A 21,673-nucleotide genomic window follows, 5' to 3' on the forward strand; every position below is an offset into this window, starting at 1 on the left:
AAGTTAATTCAATTTTTGTCACAGGATAGAAAGGCGCTAAGTTATGATTAAATCATTTTATCACTTCTTAATGAAATACCGGCACCCAGAACCAAAGGATGCCATCAGTGTGTTTGCAAATGAGGCTTTTTTGGACCATAGCTTCCCAAAAACATCGGAAGACTACCATGAGCTCAGTTCTTACCTTGAATTTAATGGTCATTATCTAGAGTCCATGACTATATTTGATGAAGCCTGGGAGCTTTATGTGCTATCGGAAAGTTAATTGAATTTATGTAAATGCCTAAAAATCGCCTCTGCAAAAAGAGGCGATTTTTCTTTTTCTCCATTGTACGATACATCAAAGTTATACCGAAGTATAAGGTCGGTGATACGGTCGTGATAACGATGTAGGGTACAGGTGGCAAAGTAACAGATTCGCTCTTACATATAGGAGTGATGAAATGTGGCATTAGCAGCCATATACTTACGCTTATCAAGAAATGAAGAAAAATTGGACATTGATGAAATCCTAATAAGTTTTTATAGGGTGCAAGTCCCGAACTTATGGATTCCGACTAAATCGGAGAGGACATGACGCAGTTTATTAAAAGGGTGTAAAAAAGAATAATTTGAATTTTTTCAAAAAATGGCTTCTCAAATGAAAATGGATATGTTAGAATCAGTGACATACTAGTATGGTAGTGTGGTAATAAGGAGAGAGATTATTTGAAAATTATAGATGCAAAAATGAAAGCGGGTACAACTAGGGAACAGATTTATTCTCTTCTTATGGAAGAAATATTAAAATTCCGACTTGTACCAGGTGATAAAATTTCTGAAAAAGAAATTTCGGAGAAATTTAATGTTAGCCGGACACCAGTTAGAGAATCCTTCATTCAGCTTTCACAAGATGGATTATTAGATATTTATCCTCAAAAGGGGACGTGCGTTTCGTTAATTGATTTAAATCTTGTGGAAGAAGCACGATTCATGAGAGAGCATTTAGAGGTTGCGGTTATTCAGTTAGCTTGTCAATCATTTCCGGAGGAAAAGATATTTTCGTTAGAAATGAATTTAATGAGACAAGAAAAGGCCATAAAGGAAAAAGATTATGAAAAGCTTTTTGAACTAGATGAAGAATTTCATCAAACCATCTTTGAAGGGTGCAATAAAAACAATATTTGGAATTCTATTCAAAGTATGAACACTCATTTTAAACGATTACGGATGTTACGCTTAGCCACCAATTTAAATTGGGACAACATCTATGAACAGCATTTACTCCTTGTGAAATTCATTAAAAATAACATGGAGGAAGCTGCTGTTAATATGATGAAGAAACACTTAACCATGATTATTTTGGATAAAGAAAAACTTAGAAAAGAGTACCCTACTTATTTTAAGTAACAAACGAAAATATAAAATTGAAAATTGCATGATTTTTATGTTCTTCAATTTTATATAGTTTTGTATCCGCTGTCTTTTGTGTATGAAGAAATCGGGCAAATTTTTATTAAAAAATGAAAACTTTGTGATTCGTTAGGAAAGGTGATTTTATGACTTTACTTGATCAAATGAAAGAGACGGGAATTGTCGCCGTTATTCGTGGTGCGTCCGAAGAAAATATTATCCCAATAGCGAATGCGTTAAAAAATGGCGGCGTGATAGCCTTAGAAATTACGCTTGAAACACCTGGAGCTCTTTCCGCGATTGAAAAGTTAGCAGCTGAACTTGGAGATGAAGTCATTGCTGGGGCAGGAACTGTCCTTGATCCAGAAACAGCTAGAGCAGCGATTATGGCAGGGGCAAGATTTGTTTTTGCGCCAACGGTGAACATAGAAACGATTAAACTGACAAAGCGTTACGGCGTACTTAGTATTCCTGGAGCGTTAACACCGACAGAAATTTTAACTGCATATGAAAATGGGGCAGATCTAATCAAAGTATTTCCAGCGCATGCTTTTGGTCCAAAATATTTGAAAGATATCCATGGACCGCTTCCGCAAATTCCGTTAATGCCTACAGGCGGGGTGAATCTTGAAAATCTTGGTGATTTTGTGAGAGCAGGTGCGGTTGCAGCGGGGATTGGCAGTAACCTTGTGAATACAAAGCGGGAAATAAATGAGGAGTACCTAGCACAGTTAGAACAGACTGCACGTGCCTACAGTCAAGCATTTAAAGAAGCAAAATGGCAATAAAAAGCAATATAACGTTATTTTAGTATAATGGTTAAACTAAAAGTAGATTACTAGGATTTTTTTAATAAGTTATTGTTAATGAAAGAGTTTTTACCAATACTTTACCTAAATTGATTTACTAAATCGATTTAAGAGCTGAAGTTGAATGAAAAAGGCACATTGAAAGATGTTGCTTTAATAAGTGGATGTTTCCAAGTACGGTTTCTCAGGATATAAACAATTTCCTTTGCTGCCTTTGTGCAGCAGTTTACTTTGTTCCTACAAAAGCTATTTTGAATAGGAGTGTTCTTTAATGAAAGCTGTTCGTATTCCAAAACCAATGGAGATTGTTATAGAAGAAGTTGAAAGACCCGTCATTAGTAGTCCGAATGAAGTACTTGTAAAAATAAAGCGAGTAGGAATCTGTGGGTCGGACATGCATATTTACCATGGAACCAATCCGCTTGCCACCTATCCGCGAGTAGTTGGGCATGAAGTTGCTGGAGAAGTTGTGACTGTTGGTGAAGCGGTAACCACTCTAAAATCAGGTGATCATGTTGTCATAGAGCCGATTCGTTATTGTGGGAAGTGCTATGCATGTCGTAAAGGACGTCCGAATGTGTGTAACGAACTTTCTGTTTTTGGCGTTCATGAGGATGGAGGAATGCGTGAATATATTGTCCTTCCTGAAAATCAACTTCATGCGGTTGATTCATCACTGGACTGGGATGAAATTGTTTTAGCTGAGCCATATACAATCGGTGCTCAAGCTGTATGGCGCGGTAATGTGGAAGAAGGGGATACTGTCTTCATTCAGGGTTCTGGACCGATTGGCATTTGTGTCTTGAAAATGGCGAAGCTTGCAGGAGCAACAGTCATTATGTCTGATTTAAAAGAAGAGCGACTTGCTTTTGCAAAGGATAATGGCGCTGACCTTGTAATTAATGCCGGAAGCGAATCCATTGAAGAGAAAATAATGGAGTTTACAATGGGAGAAGGTGCCAATGTTGTCATTGATGCCGTATGTTTACCATCTACATTTGAGTTGAGTTTGAACGTCGCATCCGTTGCCGGTACCGTAGTTGTTCTTGGCTTTGATGAGCGACCGTCGCATATTCCACAATTACCAATTACAAAAAAGGAATTGACGATTGTTGGATCACGCCTTCAAACCTATCAATTTAAGAAAGTTGTTTCGTTATTAAATGAAAACAAACTAAAAGAAAATGGCTTGGTCACTCATAGATTTTCTTCAACTGATGTAAAAGAAGCTCTTACTTTTGTAGAGAAAAATCCTGACATTGTAAGAAAAGCGCTTATCGTTTTTGAGTAGATTTTAAAAGAGTTAATTAAAAAAAGTAGGTGTCCTTTTTATGAATATGACATTTCGTTGGTATGGCAGGGATAATGATACAGTGTCACTTGAACAAATAAAACAAATTCCAAATGTGAAGGGGATTGTCTGGGCGCTGCATAAAAAACAGGTAGGTGAAGTTTGGACGATTGATGAAATTCGAGAAGAAGTCGACTATATCCAATCATTTGGTTTTCATGCTGATGTAGTTGAGAGTGTAAATATCCATGAATCGATCAAGATTGGTAATCAAGAACGAGATTATTATATTGAAAATTACAAACAAACCATTCGAAATTTAAGTGAGTTTAACGTAAAAGTGATTTGTTATAATTTTATGCCTGTTTTTGACTGGATTCGTACAGATTTATTTCACCCGCTGCCAGATGGTTCAACGGCACTATTTTATGAGAAAGCAAAACTTGATTCTCTTGGACCGAACGAGTTAATCGAAACCTTTGCGAGTGCTTCTTCGAAGATGACGTTAGCTGGGTGGGAACCTGAAAAATTAGCAGCAACTCAAGAATTGTTTGAGGCGTATAAAGAGATTAATGAGGAAAAACTCTGGGACAACCTGCGTTATTTCTTATCAGAAATTCTTCCTGTATGTGAAGAGTGTGACATCAAAATGGCAATCCATCCCGATGATCCGCCTTGGAGTTTATTTGGGCTCCCGCGCATTATGACAGGGGAAGAAAGTTTGAAAAAATTACTATCCATTTCTAATTCTAGTGCAAACGGAATTACCTTTTGCACAGGTTCCTTAGGTTCAAACTCGAAAAATGATATGGTGGCTCTTGCTAAGAAGTACGCTAAGTATAGTCCATTTTCTCACCTTCGAAATGTAAAAATATTTGATAATGGTGATTTTATTGAAACGTCTCACCTTACTGCAGATGGATCGATTGACCTTGCAGGAGTGGTCAAAGAGCTTGCTGAGCAAGATTACGAAGGGTATGTAAGACCTGACCATGGCCGGCATATATGGGAAGAAGATTGCCGTCCGGGCTATGGATTGTACGATCGGGCACTTGGAATTATGTATTTGAACGGTCTATGGGATGCCTATATGAAAATGAGAAAGGAGAACGTGTAAATGATACCTATACATAATCAGTTAAATGGAAGAGTGGCTGTTGTCACTGGTGGAAGTGGTGTTTTATGTTCAGAAATGTGCCGTGAACTTTCAAGGCACGGAGTAAAAGTTGCCATCTTAAATCGTACAGTTGAAAAAGGGGAAGCGGTCGCGGAAGAAATCCGCTCAAATGGCGGGATTGCCATTGCGTTAGCAGCGAATGTCCTTGATCGAACTTCATTAGAAAAGGCAAGAGATGAAATCATTGAACAATTTGGCAAGATTGATATTTTAATAAATGGTGCCGGTGGAAACCATCCTGACGCCATTACTGCAAATGAAACCTATGGCGAAGAAGTGGAAGGCAAGACCTTTTTTGATCTTGATGAAGCAGGTTTTTCACAGGTTTTTGCGAGTAATTTTACGGGGACATTTCTAGCAAGCCAAGTGTTTGGGGAAGCACTTTTGGAACAAGATGCCCCATCGATTATCAATATCTCCTCTATGAGTTCGTATTCGCCGATGACAAAGGTACCTGCTTATAGTGCAGCCAAAAGTGCCATCAACAATTTCACGATGTGGATGGCTGTCCATTTTGCAGAAACGGGCTTACGTGTGAATAGTATTTCACCAGGATTTTTCTTAACAAAGCAAAATCGTAATCTATTATTAAATGAAGATGGATCACTTACATCACGATCAAACAAAATTATTACACATACTCCGATGAAACGATTTGGAACACCTGAAGATCTTCTTGGAACATTGCTCTGGCTTGTTGATGAGTCATGTTCAGGGTTTGTAACAGGGATTACCGTTCCTGTTGATGGCGGGTTTATGGCCTATTCTGGGGTATAGGTTATTGAAATATTGGAATATAGGGGTCAACCCCTATATTCTGCTCCCACTGAAGAAGACAGAAAAATTAAAAAATCTGTTTTTAATTTGATGGATATGACAGCGCTTTAAACAGAGTTATGCGATGGGGGGAATAAGGATGAAAAAGAAATTCGTACAGGGTTTATTAGGGGTTGTACTTTTGACAGGAATGGCTGCGCTCTCGGGTTGTAGTTCGAATGCTGTGGCAGGAAAAAGTACTTTAGTGAAAGTGGGGACGCCGTTTGCACCTACACATCCGGTGAATGTGGCATTGTTAGAGGTATTTGAACCAGAAATTGAAAAGGCGACAAATGGAAAATTTAATGTGGAAATCTATCATTCTGGTCAAATAGGTGGAGAAAAGCAATTATATGATTTTACTCGCAGTGGTATCGTTGAAGCTACAGCGGTTGGTACGGTTATGTGGAGTGAAGTTCCAATGATGTCGACTCCGGACTTTCCATTTATTTTTAGAGATGTTGAGCATGCAAGGAAAGTATATCAAGGAGAAGTCGGAGAGTATATTGCAGAGAATCTTGAATCACAGGAGCCTCTTCAATTTTTATCTTGGCATCCAAATGGTGCACGTGTTTTTAGTTCTAGCAAACCGATCAACTCTGTAGAAGATTTTAAAGGACTTAAATTAAGAATGCCAAATAACCCGATTCACGTTCAGGTTGCACAGTCTCTCGGAGCAAATGCTCAAATTATGGATTTGGGGGAAGTGTTTACTGCATTAGAACAAAACGTGGTCGATGGTCAGGACAACCCAATTTCCACGGTTAGACAAGAAGGCTGGTATAACGTTCAGGATTATATTTATGAGTCAAACCATATGGTATCCTCGATTGAATTGTTGATGTCCAATGAGTTTTGGGAAACGTTGACGGAGGAAGAAAAAGAAATTTTCCAAGAGGTTGCGAATACAACGTCTGATAAAAGCTGGGATTTATATCAAGAAAGTCTTGAAGCGGATCGAAAGTTCCTGGAGGAATCAGGCTTAACCTATGTGGTTCCAACTGAAGAGGACAGAGAGAAATTGGTGAAGGCGATGGAGCCAGTGTATGAAGTGCTCTATGAAAAATATGATTGGGCAAAAGATTTGATTAAACAAATTCAGGCTGTTAAGTAGGAGAATTGGTTTTCGAACAAGGGGGGGAAGGATTATGTCCAATTTTTTGGATAAGCTTTTCAAAAATGTAGATTATTTATTGGGTATCATGATGGCTTTGATGGTTGGATTCGTTTTTCTAAATGTCGTTCTACGTGCTGGATTTAATTCAGGGCTCGTGTGGTCAGAAGAACTTGCTCGTTATTTGTTTGTGTTTATTACCTTTATCGGTGCCATTGGAGCGATGCGGTCGAATTCTCATTTAGGAATGGATGTTGTTGTCCGCCGCCTGCCGCATAAAGGAAAGATTGTTGCCTATTTCCTAAATCAAACGTTGATTCTCGTTGTTATGGGTATGCTTGTTCAAGGAACTTTTAAGATGGTCGTTCAGAGTGTCGAAGCTAGAGCGGCTGCAACGGGAATTCCAATATCCGTTCTTTATAGCATTATGATTCTGACTGCTGTTTGTATTGGAGTTAATTGTATTACAAACATCGTTAAGGTGATAAAAGATCCAAATAAAATTGATGGACTTGTCACTATGCATGAATCGGAAGAGGATGATATTGTTGAACAGGTTAACAGTGACAATAACACCAATTCTGCAAAAAAATTGAGCATCTAAGGGGGAATAGGCAATGACAATGGGAGTATTTTTAGCAAGTCTGATTGGTGCAATGGCTTTAGGGATGCCAATTGCCTTTGCACTGCTATTAAGCGGTGTCTTCATGATGTTTTTCCTAGGGGATTTTGATACGCAGATTATTTCACAAAATTTATTTGTTGGAGCCGATAGCTTTTCCTTAATGGCGATTCCATTCTTTATTTTAGCCGGTGATTTAATGAACCGCGGCGGACTAACGCTAAGAATTGTTCGTGCAGCCACTGCATTGGTTGGTCATATTCGCGGCGGGTTAGGATATGTTTCTATTTTAGCCATTTTATTATTTGCTAGTTTAGTAGGATCGGCTGTTGCATCAACGGCGGCATTAGGAGCCATCTTAATCCCAATGATGACACAGGCTGGTTATGACCGCGGCCGTTCGACGGCATTGATTGCAAGCGGTAACATTGTGTCTCCAATTATGCCGCCATCTGTTCCAATGATTGTCTTTGGGGTAACAGCGGGAGTTTCTGTTACCGATCTATTTATTGCAGGAATTGCTCCTGCGATTTATATTGCCATTGCTCTTAGTCTTGTTTGGGCTTGGGTAGCGCGTAAGGACAAGGTAAAAACACTTCCGCGTGCTAGTTTTAAAGAAATGGCGAAGGCTTGTTTGGATGCGGTTTGGGCGATTTTAATGCCTGTTGGTATCTTAATTGGTCTTAGAGGTGGAATTTTTACTCCTACAGAGGCCGGTGTGGTTGCTGTTGTATACGCGTTGATCATCGGAATGTTTATCTATCGGGATCTAAAGCCAAAAGATGTCATGGAGAGCTTAATTAGTTCAGCGAAAACATCAAGTGTTATTATGTTGTTAGCGGCGGCTGCGATGGTGTCTGCATGGTTGATGGCAGTAGGGAATGTTCCACAAGACATTTCTGAGTTTTTAGCTCCGTTAATTGATCGTCCGCTGCTTCTTTTAATCGTAATTAACATCATTATTATTTTGGTCGGTATGGCCATGGACGTAAATCCAACCATCTTGATTTTAACACCAGTGTTAATGCCTGTTGTCGAAGCAGCAGGAATCGACCCAGTCTATTTTGGTCTATTGTTTGTATTGAACAATGTTATTGGACTTCTAACCCCACCAGTTGGAACCGTTCTAAATGTTGCGGTTGGTGCAGGTAAAATAAGTATGGAACGTTTGATTAAGTCCATCACCCCGTTCTTGATTGTAGAAGTTGTTATCTTATTCTTATTAATCTTTATTCCAGAATTAGTAACCGTTCCAATGGAGTTTTTCTCTGGGGAATAAGGCATCATGGGGTCAGACCCCTAAAAGTGAGAAAGTTAATCACATAGGTGAAATCGCCTCTGCAAAAAGAGGCGATTTTTCTTTTATTCCGTTGTGAGCGATACTTCGAATGGTGCATATACTATTGTAATCAAAATTCACGACTCATCATTGAGAGGATGGAGGATATGAAAAGAAGGAATATACCGAAGTATAAGGTCGGTGATACGGTCGTGATAACGATGTATGGTACAGTTGGCAAAGTAACAGATGTCAAGTTGATTGACGGAAATTATGTATATGAAGTGAATAAAAGTGATGGTCTTTTTGTTGAATCAGGACTACAGCTTCTTTCAGAATACGAAGGAACTTTGGTGGAACAGGAACAAATTGATATCGAATACAAATTCTTTTTCGGTGATTTAGTACAGGTCGCTGGATATGGCTCCGATTTGTTTAAAATTGTCGGGTTTCGAACAGAAATTTGGCGCTACAAAGAAGATGCATGGGAAGATGTCATCTACGAACTATCAAGGATTAGTGATGGGGAATGGCTAGAAGCGGGTGAAGAGGAAATGACACTCGTTGCAGACGCTGAGAGTGCGGATACTTTTATTCAAAAGTTAGGGCTTCTTTACCTAGTAAATAATGAAGAGAAGCAGCAGGTGGCAATTTCAAAAACACAAAAAAACATCGTGAGAAAAGCAGAACTTGAAGAAATTGAACGAAAAAAGGAAAAGAAGCAGCTAATCGATAATTTATTAGACATTTTTAATGATTACAAAATTCTATATAACATGTTCAACGACCAGGAGTATTATCAAGTTATGCGAGTCATTCTAAGAAAATTAAAAAGTGTCGTAAATGACGATGGTAAAAGCCATGTCTAGCTTTTACATTTTACCAAGTGGAAATGGACACTAGTAAGTAAATAACCAAAGGAATCCCACCCCATTTTATTAGAAAAAAAAGACCGTCTAAAATCTTCTCAAAGGCAGTGATGATCAATCCATCCTCCTGATTTACATCTTCCAAAATAGCTTCAAATTTTGCTTGTAGATTTGACATACGATCACCTCATAATAGTTCTTTTTATTCATCCTATGCTTGTCCTAAGAAAAAAAGACATATTTATTCTTTTATTTTGCTCTCTATGTTTAAGCTGTAGAATATTTACCGATTCTTCTAGAAGTAAATAGCATGAATGAGCAGAATTCATCATACATTCTGTAAAAAGGGGGCGATGCTATGAGAGAAATTGAAGTATTTATTGATACGGAAGAAATTGCTGAATTTTTCTTTCATGAGCTGGTGAAAAGAGGATACGTTCCTACGGAAGAAGAATTGGAAGAAATCGCTGATATCACCTTCGAGTATCTCATCGAGAAAAGTATTATCGACGAAGAAGTAGAAGATGAATAGGTAAAATATCACGATAATTTATTCATCTTTATAATAAGAAGTAACGAAAGACGAGCATTTGAATCTGCTCGCTTTTTGTTTGCGAAAATTTTTTCTTATTATTTCTTTGATGGGTGAAACTTTCCTATTACTTTCCCGTATTACATACAACGAGGCTAAGGAGGAATGATGATGCTAAAAAAGATTTTAAAGTCAATTCTAGGAAGTAAATCTCATCATCAAAAATATTCACATTCAAGTAATGCCTGGAAAAAAATGAACCATCAGAAACATAAACACTTAGGCCATAAACATTACAAAAAGAAGCATAAAAGTGGCAGTTTCTCTTCGAGCTTTTTTAGCAGTTAGATACTTATATGTTTAAAAGAATCATTCTATTTACGGCTAACAAAATAGAAAGCCGATTTCAGCAAAATGAAATAATAGCACACCGATACAAGGTGATGAACCATCTTGGTGCGGGAAGTTACGGAAACAGTTACTTAGTTTTTGATCTACTGTCACAACAAAAAAAAGTGTTAAAGGCGTTGCGAATCCATAAAAGAATCACCAGGTCAGGGAGAAATACATTCGAGATTGAAAAAAAGCTGCTTCTTTCAATCAAACACCCTGGATTTCCAAGATACTATGAGGATGGCACATACAAAAATATCCCATTTTATACAATGGAATATATTGAAGGGAAGAATTTTGAACAGTTAATCTTTCAAGATGGCCATAAGTATTCAGAAATAGAGGCATTCAAAATAGCCCATGATGTACTAGAACTCATAAACTATTTACATGAACATCGGCTTATTCACCGAGATATAAGGATTCCCAATGTCATTACAAATGGTTCTGAAATTGCACTCATTGATTTAGGGCTCGCAAGCAAATATGATGATCAAGGTATTAATAAACTCAATAAAACAAAAAGAAATATACGAAAAGAGATCAATCCGCAGGCAGACTTTTATGGTCTTGGGCATTTTTTACTGTTTTTACTCTACTCTAACTTTTCTTTTCCAGAAAATAAGAAGGAAAGCAGTTGGGAAGAAGAATTGGAGATATCACATCTTGCGAAGCACATTATAAGCAGGCTTTTGCAAATAGAAGATTGCTATGAAAGCTGTGAACAAGTAAAGTCTGATATGAAAATATTAATTGGGAAATAAGGAGGAAATTAGGATGTCTTTTTTTGACAAAGTATTTGCTAGTGTAGGTATTGGTTCTGCTACGGTTGACACAAAGCTTGAGAGGGATACGTACACTCCAGGGGAAACGGTTAACGGTGTAGTAGAAATCAAAGGTGGAAAGGTAGACCAGCAGGTAGATGATATATATTTATCATTAAATACTACCTATTTGAAAGAGTCAGATGATAAAAAGTATAATGTCACAGCTACTATCGATCGTTTTCGAATTACCAGTCCATTTACAATTGGAAAAAATGACAGAAAGGAAATACCTTTTTCCTTCCAGCTTCCACTAGACACGCCATTGTCAATTGGAAGGTCTAAAATCTGGGTTACGACAGGTTTAGACATTAAAAATGCAGTGGATCCTGGCGATAAAGACTATATACAAGTTGTACCGAATCCTTTAATGAATGCCATCTTTAATGCCGTTGATGGTCTTGGATTCCGTTTGCGTGAGGCGGATTGTGAAGAAGCTTCATACAAAGTACGAGGTCGACTGCCTTTTGTACAAGAATTTGAATATGTTCCGACCTCCGGCCCTTTCCGTGGAAGATTAGATGAACTTGAAGTAGTATTGCGACCGTCTGGAAATGGTGAAATTGAATTACTTTTACAGGTTGATCGTCGTGCTCGTGGATTGGGAGGACTATTTGCAGAAGCGGCAGGTTTGGATGAAACCAATGTAAGATTATCGGTTACATCCGCAGATATTCCAAATCTTCAGCAGCAAATTCAAAGCGTTATTCAGAGATTTTCTTAATCGTCGACAAAAAAAGACGAAATTCTCTGAAGGATTCTTCAATGTTCATCTCTAATTATTAAAGTAATGACAATTATTTTAATGATTGGAGGGGATAAGATGATCAAGGCGATAACAAGAAGAGCTAATATTCAATATGATGTGACAATCTTTCAAACTCCAAAGTACAGAGAATACAAAGGGTACAAACAAGTTTTTCGTACCTTCATTCGTGCGGGAAACCACGAAAATTGTTTGGAGGAAACATTTAGTCTCTTTAATGTTACCGATCGAATACCATCGAATTATAAAGGACGATTTCTCACGACTGGAGATATCGTATTAATTGATGAAGGTCGCCGAGGACAGCATTACTATCAACTAAAGCCCGGCGGTTGGCAGCCTATTAATCGAATTCATATACGTTAAGAAGAGGCTGGGACAAAACCCTCCTCTGGAATGAAAAAGCCGGTGAAATTTTACTCGTCGTAAAATTTCACCGGCTTTATTTTTTTCAATAAAATAAGGACAACTTCTGATAAAATTAAGTTACCACACAAAATAAAATCAGAAAGAAGTGTCCTTATGTTTAAAAATTATATCATGAATCAATTAGTTTTGCCTTTAGATTTAGAAGTAAAATTAAAAAATAATGATATTGCCTTCCATGTCCATCATTTAGTTGAAAGTATCCCTCAGGAAGCGTTGGAACCATTTCTTCGAAATGAGGGCTGTCCTGCCTACCATCCACGCATGATGCTTAAAATAATCTTATGTGCCTATACGCAATCTGTCTTCTCAGGGCGCAAAATTGAAGCCCTATTAAAAGACAGTATCCGTATGATGTGGTTGGCTCAGGGGCATGAACCAAGCTACCGTACAATCAACCGATTCCGTGTTCAATCAGAAGTGAAAGAATTAATTCGCCAATGTTTCGTCCAATTCCGTTGCCAATTAGTCGAAGAAAAACTTATCGATCAAGATGCAATTTTTATTGATGGCACAAAGATTGAAGCGAATGCGAATAAGTTTACGTTTGTCTGGAAGAAATCGATTGAGAAATATCACACAGCATTAATTGAAAAGTCAAATGAACTATACAACGAGCTACTTGAAAAGGAAATCATACCTGAGATTGAACGAGAAAGTGAAGAACAGTTATCGCTTGAGGAACTTGGTCAAATGGTTCAAAAAGTAGATGATATGGTTACCGAGTATGACAAAAAAATAGAAGCATCGTCAGACGTAGTGGAACGAAAGGCGTTAAGGAGTGAGAGGAAATATCCCAAGCAGGTGCGCAAACAGTTGCTTGATTACATCTTGCGAACACAGAAATATCAACGAGATTTCGAAATCTTTGACACACGTAATAGTTATTCAAAAACAGATCACGATGCGACGTTCATGCGCATGAAAGATGATTATATGAAAAATGGTCAATTGAAAGCTGGTTATAATGTACAACTCGCAACCGAAGGTCAATACGCACTTGCCTATAGTTTATTTCCAAATCCGACAGACACACGAACGTTAATCCCGTTCCTGGATGAAATTGAGCAACATTATTTTAAGTTACCAAAGCATATTGTCGCAGATGCAGGTTATGGCAGTGAGCAAAATTATGAAGATATCCTTTCCAATCGTAAACGAGAAGCGCTCATTACATATAACATGTACTTGAAAGAGCAAAATAAAAAATATAAACAAAACGAATTCAATCCAGACAACTGGCAGTATAATGAAGGAGATGATATATACATTTGCCCGAACCAGCAACGCCTTGTATTTAAATATTCTTCTGTACGCACGGATAAAACAGGTTTCAAACGAGAGTTTAAAATCTATAAATGTGAAGACTGTTCGGGATGCCCATTCCGTTCATCATGTACGAAGGCAAAAGAAGGCAATAATCGAACGTTAATGGTGAACAAGAAATGGGAACAACAAAAAGAATATGTGAGAGCGAAGCTTTCAGAAGAAAAAACGAGTGCGATCTATCGAAAACGCAAAATCGATGTGGAGCCAGTTTTTGGATTCTTGAAGGCTAATTTGCGTTTTACTCGATTTTCTGTACGTGGAAAATCGAAGGTTGAAAACGAAATGGGACTAGCGTTAATGGCCGTGAATTTACGAAAATTCACGGCTAACAGCTAAGAATAAACAACAATTATGAATAAAAATAGAAAAAGGTGAAATTGAGCACACTCAATTTCACCTTTTTCACTATTTGAAGCTAGTTATGTCCCAGCCTCTTGTTGTCGTTTAATGCTTTCTTCCGCCGGCAGCACTATTTTCTTTTGCATGTGCTTCATGTTCTGCTATGATTGCCTCCGGTGGAACGTGATTATTTTTCTTAGGGCGATTCGTTTGTGCTCTATGCTTTTTTCCCATAATGTAATGGACCTCCTTTGGATAATCTAAAAATAGCTTCCCACAAATAACAAAAAACATGACCATTTCAATCAAAGGTTTTTCAATCTAAATTGGTTATGATATATTGACAAGTGTGAGGTTAGGACTTCACTTAAATGATTGGAGGATTTATTTTATGAGTGTACATATTGGTGCGAAGGAAAATGAAATTGCAGAAACGGTATTATTGCCTGGAGATCCACTAAGGGCTAAATATATTGCAGAAACCTTCTTAGAAGATGCAAAATGCTATAACGAAGTAAGGAATATGTTTGGTTTTACTGGTACCTATAAAGGAAAAAGAATCTCAGTACAAGGAACTGGAATGGGAGTTCCATCAATCTCCATTTATGTGAACGAATTAATGAACAGCTACAATGTTCAAAATTTAATCCGTGTCGGCACTTGTGGTGCGATCCAAAAGGATGTAAAAGTACGCGATGTTATTTTAGCGATGACAAGTTCAACTGATTCTAACATGAATCGTATGACCTTTGGAGGCGTCGATTTTGCTCCGTGTGCTAACTTTGATTTGCTCAGAAAGGCCTATGATGCAGGTGTGGAAAAAGGTTTAAATCTAAAAGTAGGCAACATTTTTACAGCAGACTCTTTCTACAATGACAATGGTGAAATTGAAAAATGGGCTAAGTATCAGATCCTGGCTATTGAGATGGAAACAACCGCTTTATATACATTAGCTGCTAAATTTAACCGCAGAGCATTATCCGTTTTAACTGTAAGTGATCATATTTTAACGGGTGAAGAGACAACTGCTGAAGAGAGACAATTAACTTTTAACGATATGATTGAAGTTGCATTAGAAGCAGCAACAAAAGAATAAGACTATTGACCTCTTTCGCTTAATGAAAGGGGTTTTCTTATTGACCTTTTTGGTAAAAATAGATATAGTGCATAAAGGATGAAGAAAGATAGATAGGTGAGAGTAATGATATGGAAAAATGTATTATTGATTGGTTCTATGACTGTACTATTAAGTAGTTGCAGTCAAATCAATTCACTATTAAATAAGCTCCCGTTCACTGCAAATGATTCTGGTAATAGCCATGAACAAAAAGAAGAAACACAGATAAATGATCCACTTAGTTTAGAATCGATTTTTTTCAATGATATTAAAGAGGTTGATGGAAAAAACGTCATTCAGAATTCTACTAATGTTATGGCATTGGTTAATAAAGAATTTTACCTTCCGGATGATTATATTCCTCAGGATCTTGTTAGACCAGATGTTGAGTTCTCATTTGGTGATGTGGATACAGAGAAAAGCTTAATGAGAGAAGAAGCCGCAACAGCTTTAGAGAATATGTTCTCTACTGCTCAGAAAAGCGGGATTGAGCTTTATGCCGTTTCCGGTTACCGCTCTTATAACCGGCAACAACAATTGTTTAATGCAGAAATAAATAGAGTGGGGATTGAAAAAGCTGAACAAGCTGTAGCAATACCAGGCGCGAGTGAGCACCAATCGGGGTTAGCTATGGATATTTCGAGCAAATCCAATAAATTCTACTTAAATGAAGCCTTCGCCAATACAACAGAAGGAAAATGGCTGAAGGATAACGCCCATCGCTTTGGATTTATTCTAAGGTATCCGAAAGAGAAGATTGATATTACTAATTATATGTACGAGCCGTGGCATTTTCGCTATGTTGGAGTGAAGGCCGCAACGATTATGTACGAGCATAATTGGACATTAGAAGAGTATTTTAATGAAGTAAAGAAAATGTAGAACATAAAGCACGGCACCCCTTTTGGCAGGATGTGCCTGCTTTTTTTTAAAGAGCCTTTTATAATGATAACTTTTCTTTGTTAATTTTTAATAAAAGATGTTATTCTAATCACTAAGGGCTAGTTTTACATAATATTTTTTCGACAATGAAAGTGGTGAAGGCTTTGGATGAACAAAATGTTGAACAAGAACATACCGAACAAGAACAAGTAACAGATAAAAAAACGGGATATGTGCACATTAAGAAATTTCACTTTATATTGATACTTTTCTTCCTTGTATTACTATCTACTGGAATAACAACATTCGCTCTATCATTCGGAGAAGAAAAAGTTATTACAGTAGGAACAGAAAGGTCAGAGTTTGATAAACTTTACGCAGCCTACGATACATTAAAAAGCGGATATTTTGAGGAACTTGACCAGAAAAAACTAATCAATGGGGCTATTGATGGGATGGTAAAGGCACTTGATGATCCATATACAGACTATATGAGTGTGGAGGAAGCAGAAAACTTTCATAGCTCTATCAATTCATCTTTCCAAGGAATCGGTGCTGAAATCCAAGAGAAAGATGGCCATATTACTATTGTTTCACCAATTAAAGGATCACCAGCAGAAAAAGCGGGATTGAAACCGAATGATATCATCACGTCAGTAGATGGCAAAAGCCTGCAAGGGATGACTTCGAGTGAAGCGGTGACCATCATTCGCGGTAAAAAAGGTACAAAAGTTGAGTTGACCATCCAACGGCCAGGAACAGATGCCCCTGTTAAGGTTCCGATTATTCGCGATGTTATTCCGATTGAAACGGTTTATGGTGAGATGGTTGGTGATGGGATCGCTAAGGTTCAAGTTACTAGTTTCTCTACCAATACGTCAAAAGACCTTACGGCAAAGTTAAATGAACTTCAGAAAGAAGGTATGAAAGGCTTGGTCTTGGATCTACGACAAAACCCGGGTGGATTATTAGATGAAGCTATTAGTATATCGAGTATGTTTGTTCCAAAAGGGAAGTTGATATTGAAAGTAGAAGATCGTAATGGAAAGACGGAGGAATATCCTTCACAAAATGATGGAAACCCTGACTTCCCATTAGTTGTATTAATTGATAAAGGCAGTGCCAGCGCGTCAGAAATTCTTGCTGGAGCGGTAAGTGAATCTGCTGGAGTAAAGCTTGTAGGTGAAACCTCTTTTGGTAAAGGAACTGTTCAAACTGCCAAGGATTTCCCAGATAAATCAAATATTAAATTTACAACTGCTAAATGGTTGACTCCAAATGGGAACTGGATTCATAAAAAGGGAATAAAACCTGATTTCGAAGTTCCGCTTCCTGAGTATGCTTCTTTACCAATTATAAACCCAGATAAAGAGCTGAAGCTATCTAGCTCTTCCACCGAGGTTGAATCCGCACAGAAAATGCTTAAAGTGATTGGTTTTGATCCTGGTCGTGAAGATGGATTCTTTGATGAAAAAACCCAAGCAGCTGTAAGCAGTTTCCAAGAGGCTAATAATTTACCTGCTGATGGCGTTTTAAAAGGGGATTCCACTATCAAATTAATGGAAAAACTGAGAGAAATGATTGAAACCAATGATACTCAGCTTCAAAAGGCAGTGGAAGTGCTAAAAGAGGAAATGAAATAATGAAGAGGTCTGGACCGTTTGGTTCAGGCTTTTTTGTGTGAAGAAAGTATAATCTTTGCCTGTTTTTCCGACAATGGAGATGAAATAAACGGAAATTAGGTGAACTTTAAATATGAAAAAATTAATCATAGCCGTAATAGTCCTATCGTTTTTCGGATTTGGTCCGTTAAAGTCTTTTTTTCAGAGTGGTACAGAAAATGACGGGGAAGGAAAAAAGAGTATCCCCATCCTAGAAAAATTAAAGGACTCATCAAAAAGTGAAGTGAAGGTTGAAACCTATCTTATTATGGAAAAGAGGACAGAATCTGCTTCATCCAATACAGAACCAGGGATTCTTTTAAAATATGATAAAGCTAACAAAAAAATCGAATATGGGGCGATCTTGCTTCCAATGATTGAACAAGAAGCTGAGATAGACGAGCTGAAAAGTGCGGTAAAAGAAAAATATCAAGTAGAGATTGATTATTGTGTCCTCTTTGATTCGAATAGTATAGGTACTGTCATCGATTTGCTTGCACCAAATGGTGTTGAAATGACCAAAGAAGGGCATTTAGCTGGTGAAGCTCAAACACTAAAGGGCCAGGATTTTGTTTGGTATTTGGAGCAGCTAAAGCTGAATCCTAGTTCCTCAAACGAATTATCTCCGATATTTATGGCCTTAAAACAAGAAATCATCAATGAAATATCGCCAGAAAAAATACTTACTTTAGCTCCGCAAATCGTTAATGAGACTCTAAAGAGTGTCACTACTGACATTGGTAAAGGAAAATTAATGGATTTAGGATTATCTGTGGTGATAGACCCTGTTACTTCAATTGAACAAATAAACATAGTGGCGGTTAATCAAAGAGGTGAGTTTGAAAAGGTAAATAAAATGTTGGAAGACGAACAAGAGTTTTATTAAGCACAAACAAAAAGGTGAATGATTCATTCTCCTTCTTCTCAATTTTCGGGAAGGACATCTAATAATTGCCGAATTCTTTCTTTTTTACGTTCTATCAATTCTGCAATAAATTGCCCATATTCGCTATCTTTTTGTGAGGTCATCTCTTCATATAGTTCCTTTAACTGGTCAAGGTGCTCTTTTAGGGTATATTCATTCACGCCAGAACCTCCAGACTGTACTTTGCGAAGGATGATTTCAACGAGCTTGTCATTGGTTGCCTCTAGTGATTTTGTTCCTTGTCGGACATAAATGGCACCATAACGAAGCTCGTTTCGTTGAACAACCGAAGTATAGGGAACATATTTTGGATCATATTCAATAATGAGTACCTGAAACCGTTTATTACACAAGGCTGGTTGATCTTTATTATAATGAAAATCTTCTGTCCGATATTTTAAATATTTTGGCAGTAAATTGGCCAGTTTGTTGTCAATATCTGCTTTATCTAAGAAGTCATCTTCGTTTAGGCCAGTTAAAGCAATAGCACCCTCATCATTTTGACTGACGCCGACTATAATACAGCCTCCACCCGAATTTGCGATCGCAAGAACATGTTTTGCCATCTTAGAAAATTCTGTCCATTTGGTTTTAAAGTCTAGAAAATCCGTTTCTCCCGTATTGTGAAGCAGCAGGTCCTTTAACGATTCATGTGAAGGGTTCTTAATGAAATGCAGGAGACTTTTTGGGTAGACATACTCATAGATCATGAGGAATAGTCCTTTCTGAATATTCTTTTTACTATTATTATAAGCGGTTTGTATCTAGTTGTTAGCCCAATTTCAGATATAATAAAAGGAATTTCAGATGAAAAAGAGGTAAGCAGGATGCACAACACTGAGGTTTATATATTATCAGGTTTTTTGGGAAGCGGGAAAACGACTCTTTTGAAGCGATTACTTGAGAATGAGCGTTTATTAGGCAGAAAAACGGCTGTCATGATGAATGAACTGGGGAAGGTCTCGATTGATTCTGAAGTCGCTCGAGATGAGGATATCGCTTTGAAAGAACTGTTAGGAGGCTGTATCTGCTGTTCGATTCAGGACAAACTTGAAGCGCAGCTGCAGGGCTTATTAATAAATGAAAAACCAGAAGTCATTTATATCGAAACAACAGGTGCCGCACACCCTGTTGAAGTTCTAGACGCCATTCTTTCACCGTTATTTGCTGATCAATTTACGATAAAAGGCATTGTAACGACAGTAGATGGATTAAGATGGAGGGATAGGACAGCGGTAGGACCTCAGCTTCAACAGTTACTTCTTGAGCAGGTCAGACATGCGGATTTCATTTTGATTAATAAAATGGATGAACTGTCAGCATCTGAGCAGGCAAAAATTATTTTTGAAATCCAGGGAATCAATCCGGTGGCACGTTGTTTATTCACCAATTTTTCACAGGTTGCAATCGATGAATTGAGAAAACTGAATTTAACATTTAATAAAAAAACGAGTTCATCATTTTCTAAAAAGGCCCTTAATTTAACAACCTTTGTTTATCAATTTCAAGGGCCAATAAGCCATGTAGAATTCGAGGAATTTCTGATGGATTTACCAGAGATGATTTATCGGATCAAAGGATATGTGAAATTTGACGCTTCATCAAAACCATATCTCTTTCAGTACTCATACGGAATGCCTTTTTATATGAAGGAGGAAATGAACTTACCCTTAAATCTAGTGTTAATTGGTGAAAATATTTATTGGTCAGAGATAGAAGCGAAGCTCAAAAAACTTGAAAATGACTTCAAAATTCAAACAGAAAAATGAATGAACATTTCTTCTTCAGGTAACTCTTTTAATGTAGTTATTTAACATGGAAAAGGGGGATTAGATGAAGAAGAAAACAATTACAATCATGGTTATTCTTTTCCTCCTATATGGTCAAGGGACTCATGCTGCCACAAATGTTAGTTACAAAATTGAAATGCTGCCATGGGAAGAAGTTAATGAAATTTTGCCAAAGTATTCAAAGTTTACCGTCCTGGATATTGAAACCGGGAAGAAGTTTAAAGTTCAAAGACGTGCAGGAAGTCATCATGCCGATGTACAGCCATTGACACCAAAGGATACCAAGGTTATGAAAAAAATCTACGGTGGAAAATGGAGCTGGAAACGGCGGGCCATCATTGTGATCAGTAACGACCAATGGATTGCAGGATCCATGCACGGTATGCCTCATGGCGCAGGGGCTTTAAAAAATAACTTTCCTGGTCACTTTTGTATCCACTTTTACGGAAGTACGACCCATCGAACCAATGCGATGGACCTCTCGCATATGTTGATGATTTTTAAGGCTTCAGGAAAGCTAGGGGAGTACTTAAGTAAGGCATCGCCTTATGAAACAGTTCAAGCATATATCGCTGGTTTAAAACAGCAGGATGTGTTTATTTCCAGGTTAATCAGTGCACAAAAGATTAATTGGGTGCCTGTTTTAGGTAAAATCGAGAACGTTAGAATAACAAGAATGCCAATATTACCGGCCGAAGATTTAAGACAGGAAATAAGCATGGATGTACCAGTGGAAATTGACTGGTTTATAAAAAATAGAGGAAAGCAGCACTATAGTGGCGAAATCCATTTAATGCGTTTTTCAACAATGGAAGCTTGGAAGATAGATTCTGACTCGTTCTTGAAAGAAAATCATTTAAAATAACATGAAAAAACACCTTTACTCCTAATAAGAAAAGGTGTTTTTTCATGTTAAGCTTGTTGGCCAAATTTAATGAACGTTCTCTCGTCCTCAATTAAGCCGCAGGAGGCGCATTGAATTCGATAATCTGGTCCGTTATAAGGCAGATGAAACGGTTCTAATTCATTCTGACTATATTCTCTGATGACCTCACCGGATAGTGGGTCTAGTTTTACAGACTGGGATACTTGTTGGATAATATTGAAACGGCTTCGATTGGTTTTACAATTAGGACATTTATATGGTGTAGACATGGTTATCTCCTTCCAAGTATAGTTTTATTTATTTTTTGCAATAATGTCCGAAAGTATGTAACAATGCAATTGAGGAGATTAACAGAACGCCTAGTCAACAATCTGGAAACGAATCTAAGGTATCACTCATCCGTTGCACATTGGTGTTTTGGAGCAATTAATAAA

The 21,673-nt window shown here is 37.6% G+C and carries 25 protein-coding genes; 21 read left to right on the forward strand and 4 right to left on the reverse strand.

Going from position 1 to position 21,673, the window contains the following annotated elements:
- Window positions 1-46 precede the first annotated feature (46 nt).
- The 10 genes from QFZ31_RS30965 (at window position 47) to QFZ31_RS31010 (ending at window position 9,369) form a co-directional block, all read left to right on the forward strand.
- Complete coding sequence (locus QFZ31_RS30965; RefSeq protein ID WP_306073833.1) at window positions 47-265, forward strand: YozE family protein; 219 nt, start codon at window positions 47-49, stop codon at window positions 263-265.
- A 464-nt stretch (window positions 266-729) separates the two neighbouring features.
- Window positions 730-1,389, forward strand: coding sequence for a GntR family transcriptional regulator (locus tag QFZ31_RS30970; protein ID WP_307311875.1), 660 nt, complete (start codon window positions 730-732; stop codon window positions 1,387-1,389).
- A 149-nt stretch (window positions 1,390-1,538) separates the two neighbouring features.
- A complete protein-coding gene (locus QFZ31_RS30975; RefSeq protein WP_307310711.1) occupies window positions 1,539-2,180 on the forward strand; it encodes a bifunctional 4-hydroxy-2-oxoglutarate aldolase/2-dehydro-3-deoxy-phosphogluconate aldolase in 642 nt (213 codons plus the stop codon).
- A gap of 292 nt (window positions 2,181-2,472) precedes the next feature.
- Window positions 2,473-3,492: a zinc-binding alcohol dehydrogenase family protein gene (locus QFZ31_RS30980; RefSeq protein WP_307310714.1), complete on the forward strand. Its 1,020-nt coding sequence runs from the start codon at window positions 2,473-2,475 to the stop codon at window positions 3,490-3,492.
- Window positions 3,493-3,532: 40 nt separating this feature from the next.
- Complete coding sequence (gene uxuA, locus QFZ31_RS30985) at window positions 3,533-4,609, forward strand: mannonate dehydratase (RefSeq protein ID WP_307310717.1); 1,077 nt, start codon at window positions 3,533-3,535, stop codon at window positions 4,607-4,609.
- Window positions 4,610-5,446 carry an SDR family oxidoreductase gene (locus QFZ31_RS30990; protein WP_307310720.1) on the forward strand — a complete coding sequence of 279 codons (837 nt, stop codon included), beginning with the start codon at window positions 4,610-4,612 and terminating at the stop codon, window positions 5,444-5,446.
- A 139-nt stretch (window positions 5,447-5,585) separates the two neighbouring features.
- Window positions 5,586-6,599 (forward strand): TRAP transporter substrate-binding protein, encoded by a 1,014-nt coding sequence (locus QFZ31_RS30995; RefSeq protein WP_307310722.1) that lies wholly within the window; start codon window positions 5,586-5,588, stop codon window positions 6,597-6,599.
- A 34-nt stretch (window positions 6,600-6,633) separates the two neighbouring features.
- Window positions 6,634-7,203: a TRAP transporter small permease gene (locus QFZ31_RS31000; RefSeq protein ID WP_307310725.1), complete on the forward strand. Its 570-nt coding sequence runs from the start codon at window positions 6,634-6,636 to the stop codon at window positions 7,201-7,203.
- Between the two features lie 13 nt (window positions 7,204-7,216).
- Complete coding sequence (locus tag QFZ31_RS31005; RefSeq protein WP_307310728.1) at window positions 7,217-8,500, forward strand: TRAP transporter large permease; 1,284 nt, start codon at window positions 7,217-7,219, stop codon at window positions 8,498-8,500.
- A 158-nt stretch (window positions 8,501-8,658) separates the two neighbouring features.
- On the forward strand, window positions 8,659-9,369 hold the full coding sequence (locus QFZ31_RS31010; protein ID WP_179596138.1) for a hypothetical protein: 711 nt from the start codon (window positions 8,659-8,661) through the stop codon (window positions 9,367-9,369).
- A gap of 10 nt (window positions 9,370-9,379) precedes the next feature.
- Here QFZ31_RS31010 and QFZ31_RS31015 read toward each other — a convergent pair whose 3' ends face one another.
- Window positions 9,380-9,547 carry a hypothetical protein gene (locus QFZ31_RS31015; RefSeq protein WP_179596136.1) on the reverse strand — a complete coding sequence of 56 codons (168 nt, stop codon included), beginning with the start codon at window positions 9,545-9,547 and terminating at the stop codon, window positions 9,380-9,382.
- Between the two features lie 180 nt (window positions 9,548-9,727).
- Between QFZ31_RS31015 and QFZ31_RS31020 the strand changes: the two genes are divergently transcribed.
- The 5 genes from QFZ31_RS31020 to QFZ31_RS31040 all read left to right on the forward strand — a co-directional run bounded on the left by QFZ31_RS31020 (window position 9,728) and on the right by QFZ31_RS31040 (window position 13,975).
- Complete coding sequence (locus QFZ31_RS31020) at window positions 9,728-9,901, forward strand: YozD family protein (protein ID WP_081954691.1); 174 nt, start codon at window positions 9,728-9,730, stop codon at window positions 9,899-9,901.
- 356 nt (window positions 9,902-10,257) lie between these two features.
- Window positions 10,258-11,058 (forward strand): serine/threonine protein kinase, encoded by an 801-nt coding sequence (locus tag QFZ31_RS31025; RefSeq protein ID WP_307310732.1) that lies wholly within the window; start codon window positions 10,258-10,260, stop codon window positions 11,056-11,058.
- Between the two features lie 13 nt (window positions 11,059-11,071).
- Window positions 11,072-11,842, forward strand: coding sequence for a sporulation protein (locus QFZ31_RS31030; protein WP_307310733.1), 771 nt, complete (start codon window positions 11,072-11,074; stop codon window positions 11,840-11,842).
- 99 nt (window positions 11,843-11,941) lie between these two features.
- Window positions 11,942-12,250, forward strand: coding sequence for a YodL domain-containing protein (locus QFZ31_RS31035; RefSeq protein ID WP_179596130.1), 309 nt, complete (start codon window positions 11,942-11,944; stop codon window positions 12,248-12,250).
- Between the two features lie 156 nt (window positions 12,251-12,406).
- Entirely contained in the window at window positions 12,407-13,975 is a 1,569-nt protein-coding gene (locus QFZ31_RS31040; protein ID WP_307302690.1) for an IS1182 family transposase, read from the forward strand.
- A 108-nt stretch (window positions 13,976-14,083) separates the two neighbouring features.
- Here the strand turns inward: QFZ31_RS31040 and QFZ31_RS31045 are convergent, their stop codons facing one another.
- Window positions 14,084-14,212 (reverse strand): hypothetical protein, encoded by a 129-nt coding sequence (locus QFZ31_RS31045; protein WP_257029162.1) that lies wholly within the window; start codon window positions 14,210-14,212, stop codon window positions 14,084-14,086.
- 157 nt (window positions 14,213-14,369) lie between these two features.
- On the opposite strand from QFZ31_RS31045, the gene deoD reads away from it, so the two are divergent.
- The 4 genes from deoD (at window position 14,370) to QFZ31_RS31065 (ending at window position 18,524) form a co-directional block, all read left to right on the forward strand.
- On the forward strand, window positions 14,370-15,074 hold the full coding sequence (gene deoD / locus QFZ31_RS31050; protein ID WP_307310734.1) for a purine-nucleoside phosphorylase: 705 nt from the start codon (window positions 14,370-14,372) through the stop codon (window positions 15,072-15,074).
- Window positions 15,075-15,179: 105 nt separating this feature from the next.
- The gene (locus QFZ31_RS31055; RefSeq protein ID WP_373459890.1) at window positions 15,180-15,977 is read left to right on the forward strand and encodes a D-alanyl-D-alanine carboxypeptidase family protein; all 798 of its coding nucleotides are present in this window, start codon (window positions 15,180-15,182) and stop codon (window positions 15,975-15,977) included.
- 146 nt (window positions 15,978-16,123) lie between these two features.
- Entirely contained in the window at window positions 16,124-17,620 is a 1,497-nt protein-coding gene (locus QFZ31_RS31060) for a S41 family peptidase (protein ID WP_307310736.1), read from the forward strand.
- 112 nt (window positions 17,621-17,732) lie between these two features.
- The gene (locus tag QFZ31_RS31065) at window positions 17,733-18,524 is read left to right on the forward strand and encodes a hypothetical protein (RefSeq protein WP_307310740.1); all 792 of its coding nucleotides are present in this window, start codon (window positions 17,733-17,735) and stop codon (window positions 18,522-18,524) included.
- A 38-nt stretch (window positions 18,525-18,562) separates the two neighbouring features.
- Here the strand turns inward: QFZ31_RS31065 and QFZ31_RS31070 are convergent, their stop codons facing one another.
- A complete protein-coding gene (locus QFZ31_RS31070) occupies window positions 18,563-19,273 on the reverse strand; it encodes a helix-turn-helix domain-containing protein (RefSeq protein WP_307310743.1) in 711 nt (236 codons plus the stop codon).
- Between the two features lie 117 nt (window positions 19,274-19,390).
- Here QFZ31_RS31070 and QFZ31_RS31075 point away from each other — a divergent pair, with 117 nt between their 5' ends.
- Together QFZ31_RS31075 and QFZ31_RS31080 are read left to right on the forward strand one after the other, a co-directional pair.
- Window positions 19,391-20,332: a CobW family GTP-binding protein gene (locus QFZ31_RS31075; protein ID WP_307310748.1), complete on the forward strand. Its 942-nt coding sequence runs from the start codon at window positions 19,391-19,393 to the stop codon at window positions 20,330-20,332.
- Between the two features lie 64 nt (window positions 20,333-20,396).
- On the forward strand, window positions 20,397-21,218 hold the full coding sequence (locus tag QFZ31_RS31080) for a hypothetical protein (RefSeq protein WP_307310750.1): 822 nt from the start codon (window positions 20,397-20,399) through the stop codon (window positions 21,216-21,218).
- A gap of 47 nt (window positions 21,219-21,265) precedes the next feature.
- Here QFZ31_RS31080 and QFZ31_RS31085 read toward each other — a convergent pair whose 3' ends face one another.
- Window positions 21,266-21,508, reverse strand: coding sequence for a DNA alkylation repair protein (locus QFZ31_RS31085; protein WP_179596113.1), 243 nt, complete (start codon window positions 21,506-21,508; stop codon window positions 21,266-21,268).
- Window positions 21,509-21,673 lie beyond the last annotated feature (165 nt).

Origin of the sequence: Neobacillus niacini, assembly GCF_030817595.1 — a bacterium.
In the GTDB taxonomy this organism is placed as follows: Bacteria; Bacillota; Bacilli; order Bacillales; family Cytobacillaceae; genus Neobacillus; species Neobacillus niacini_G.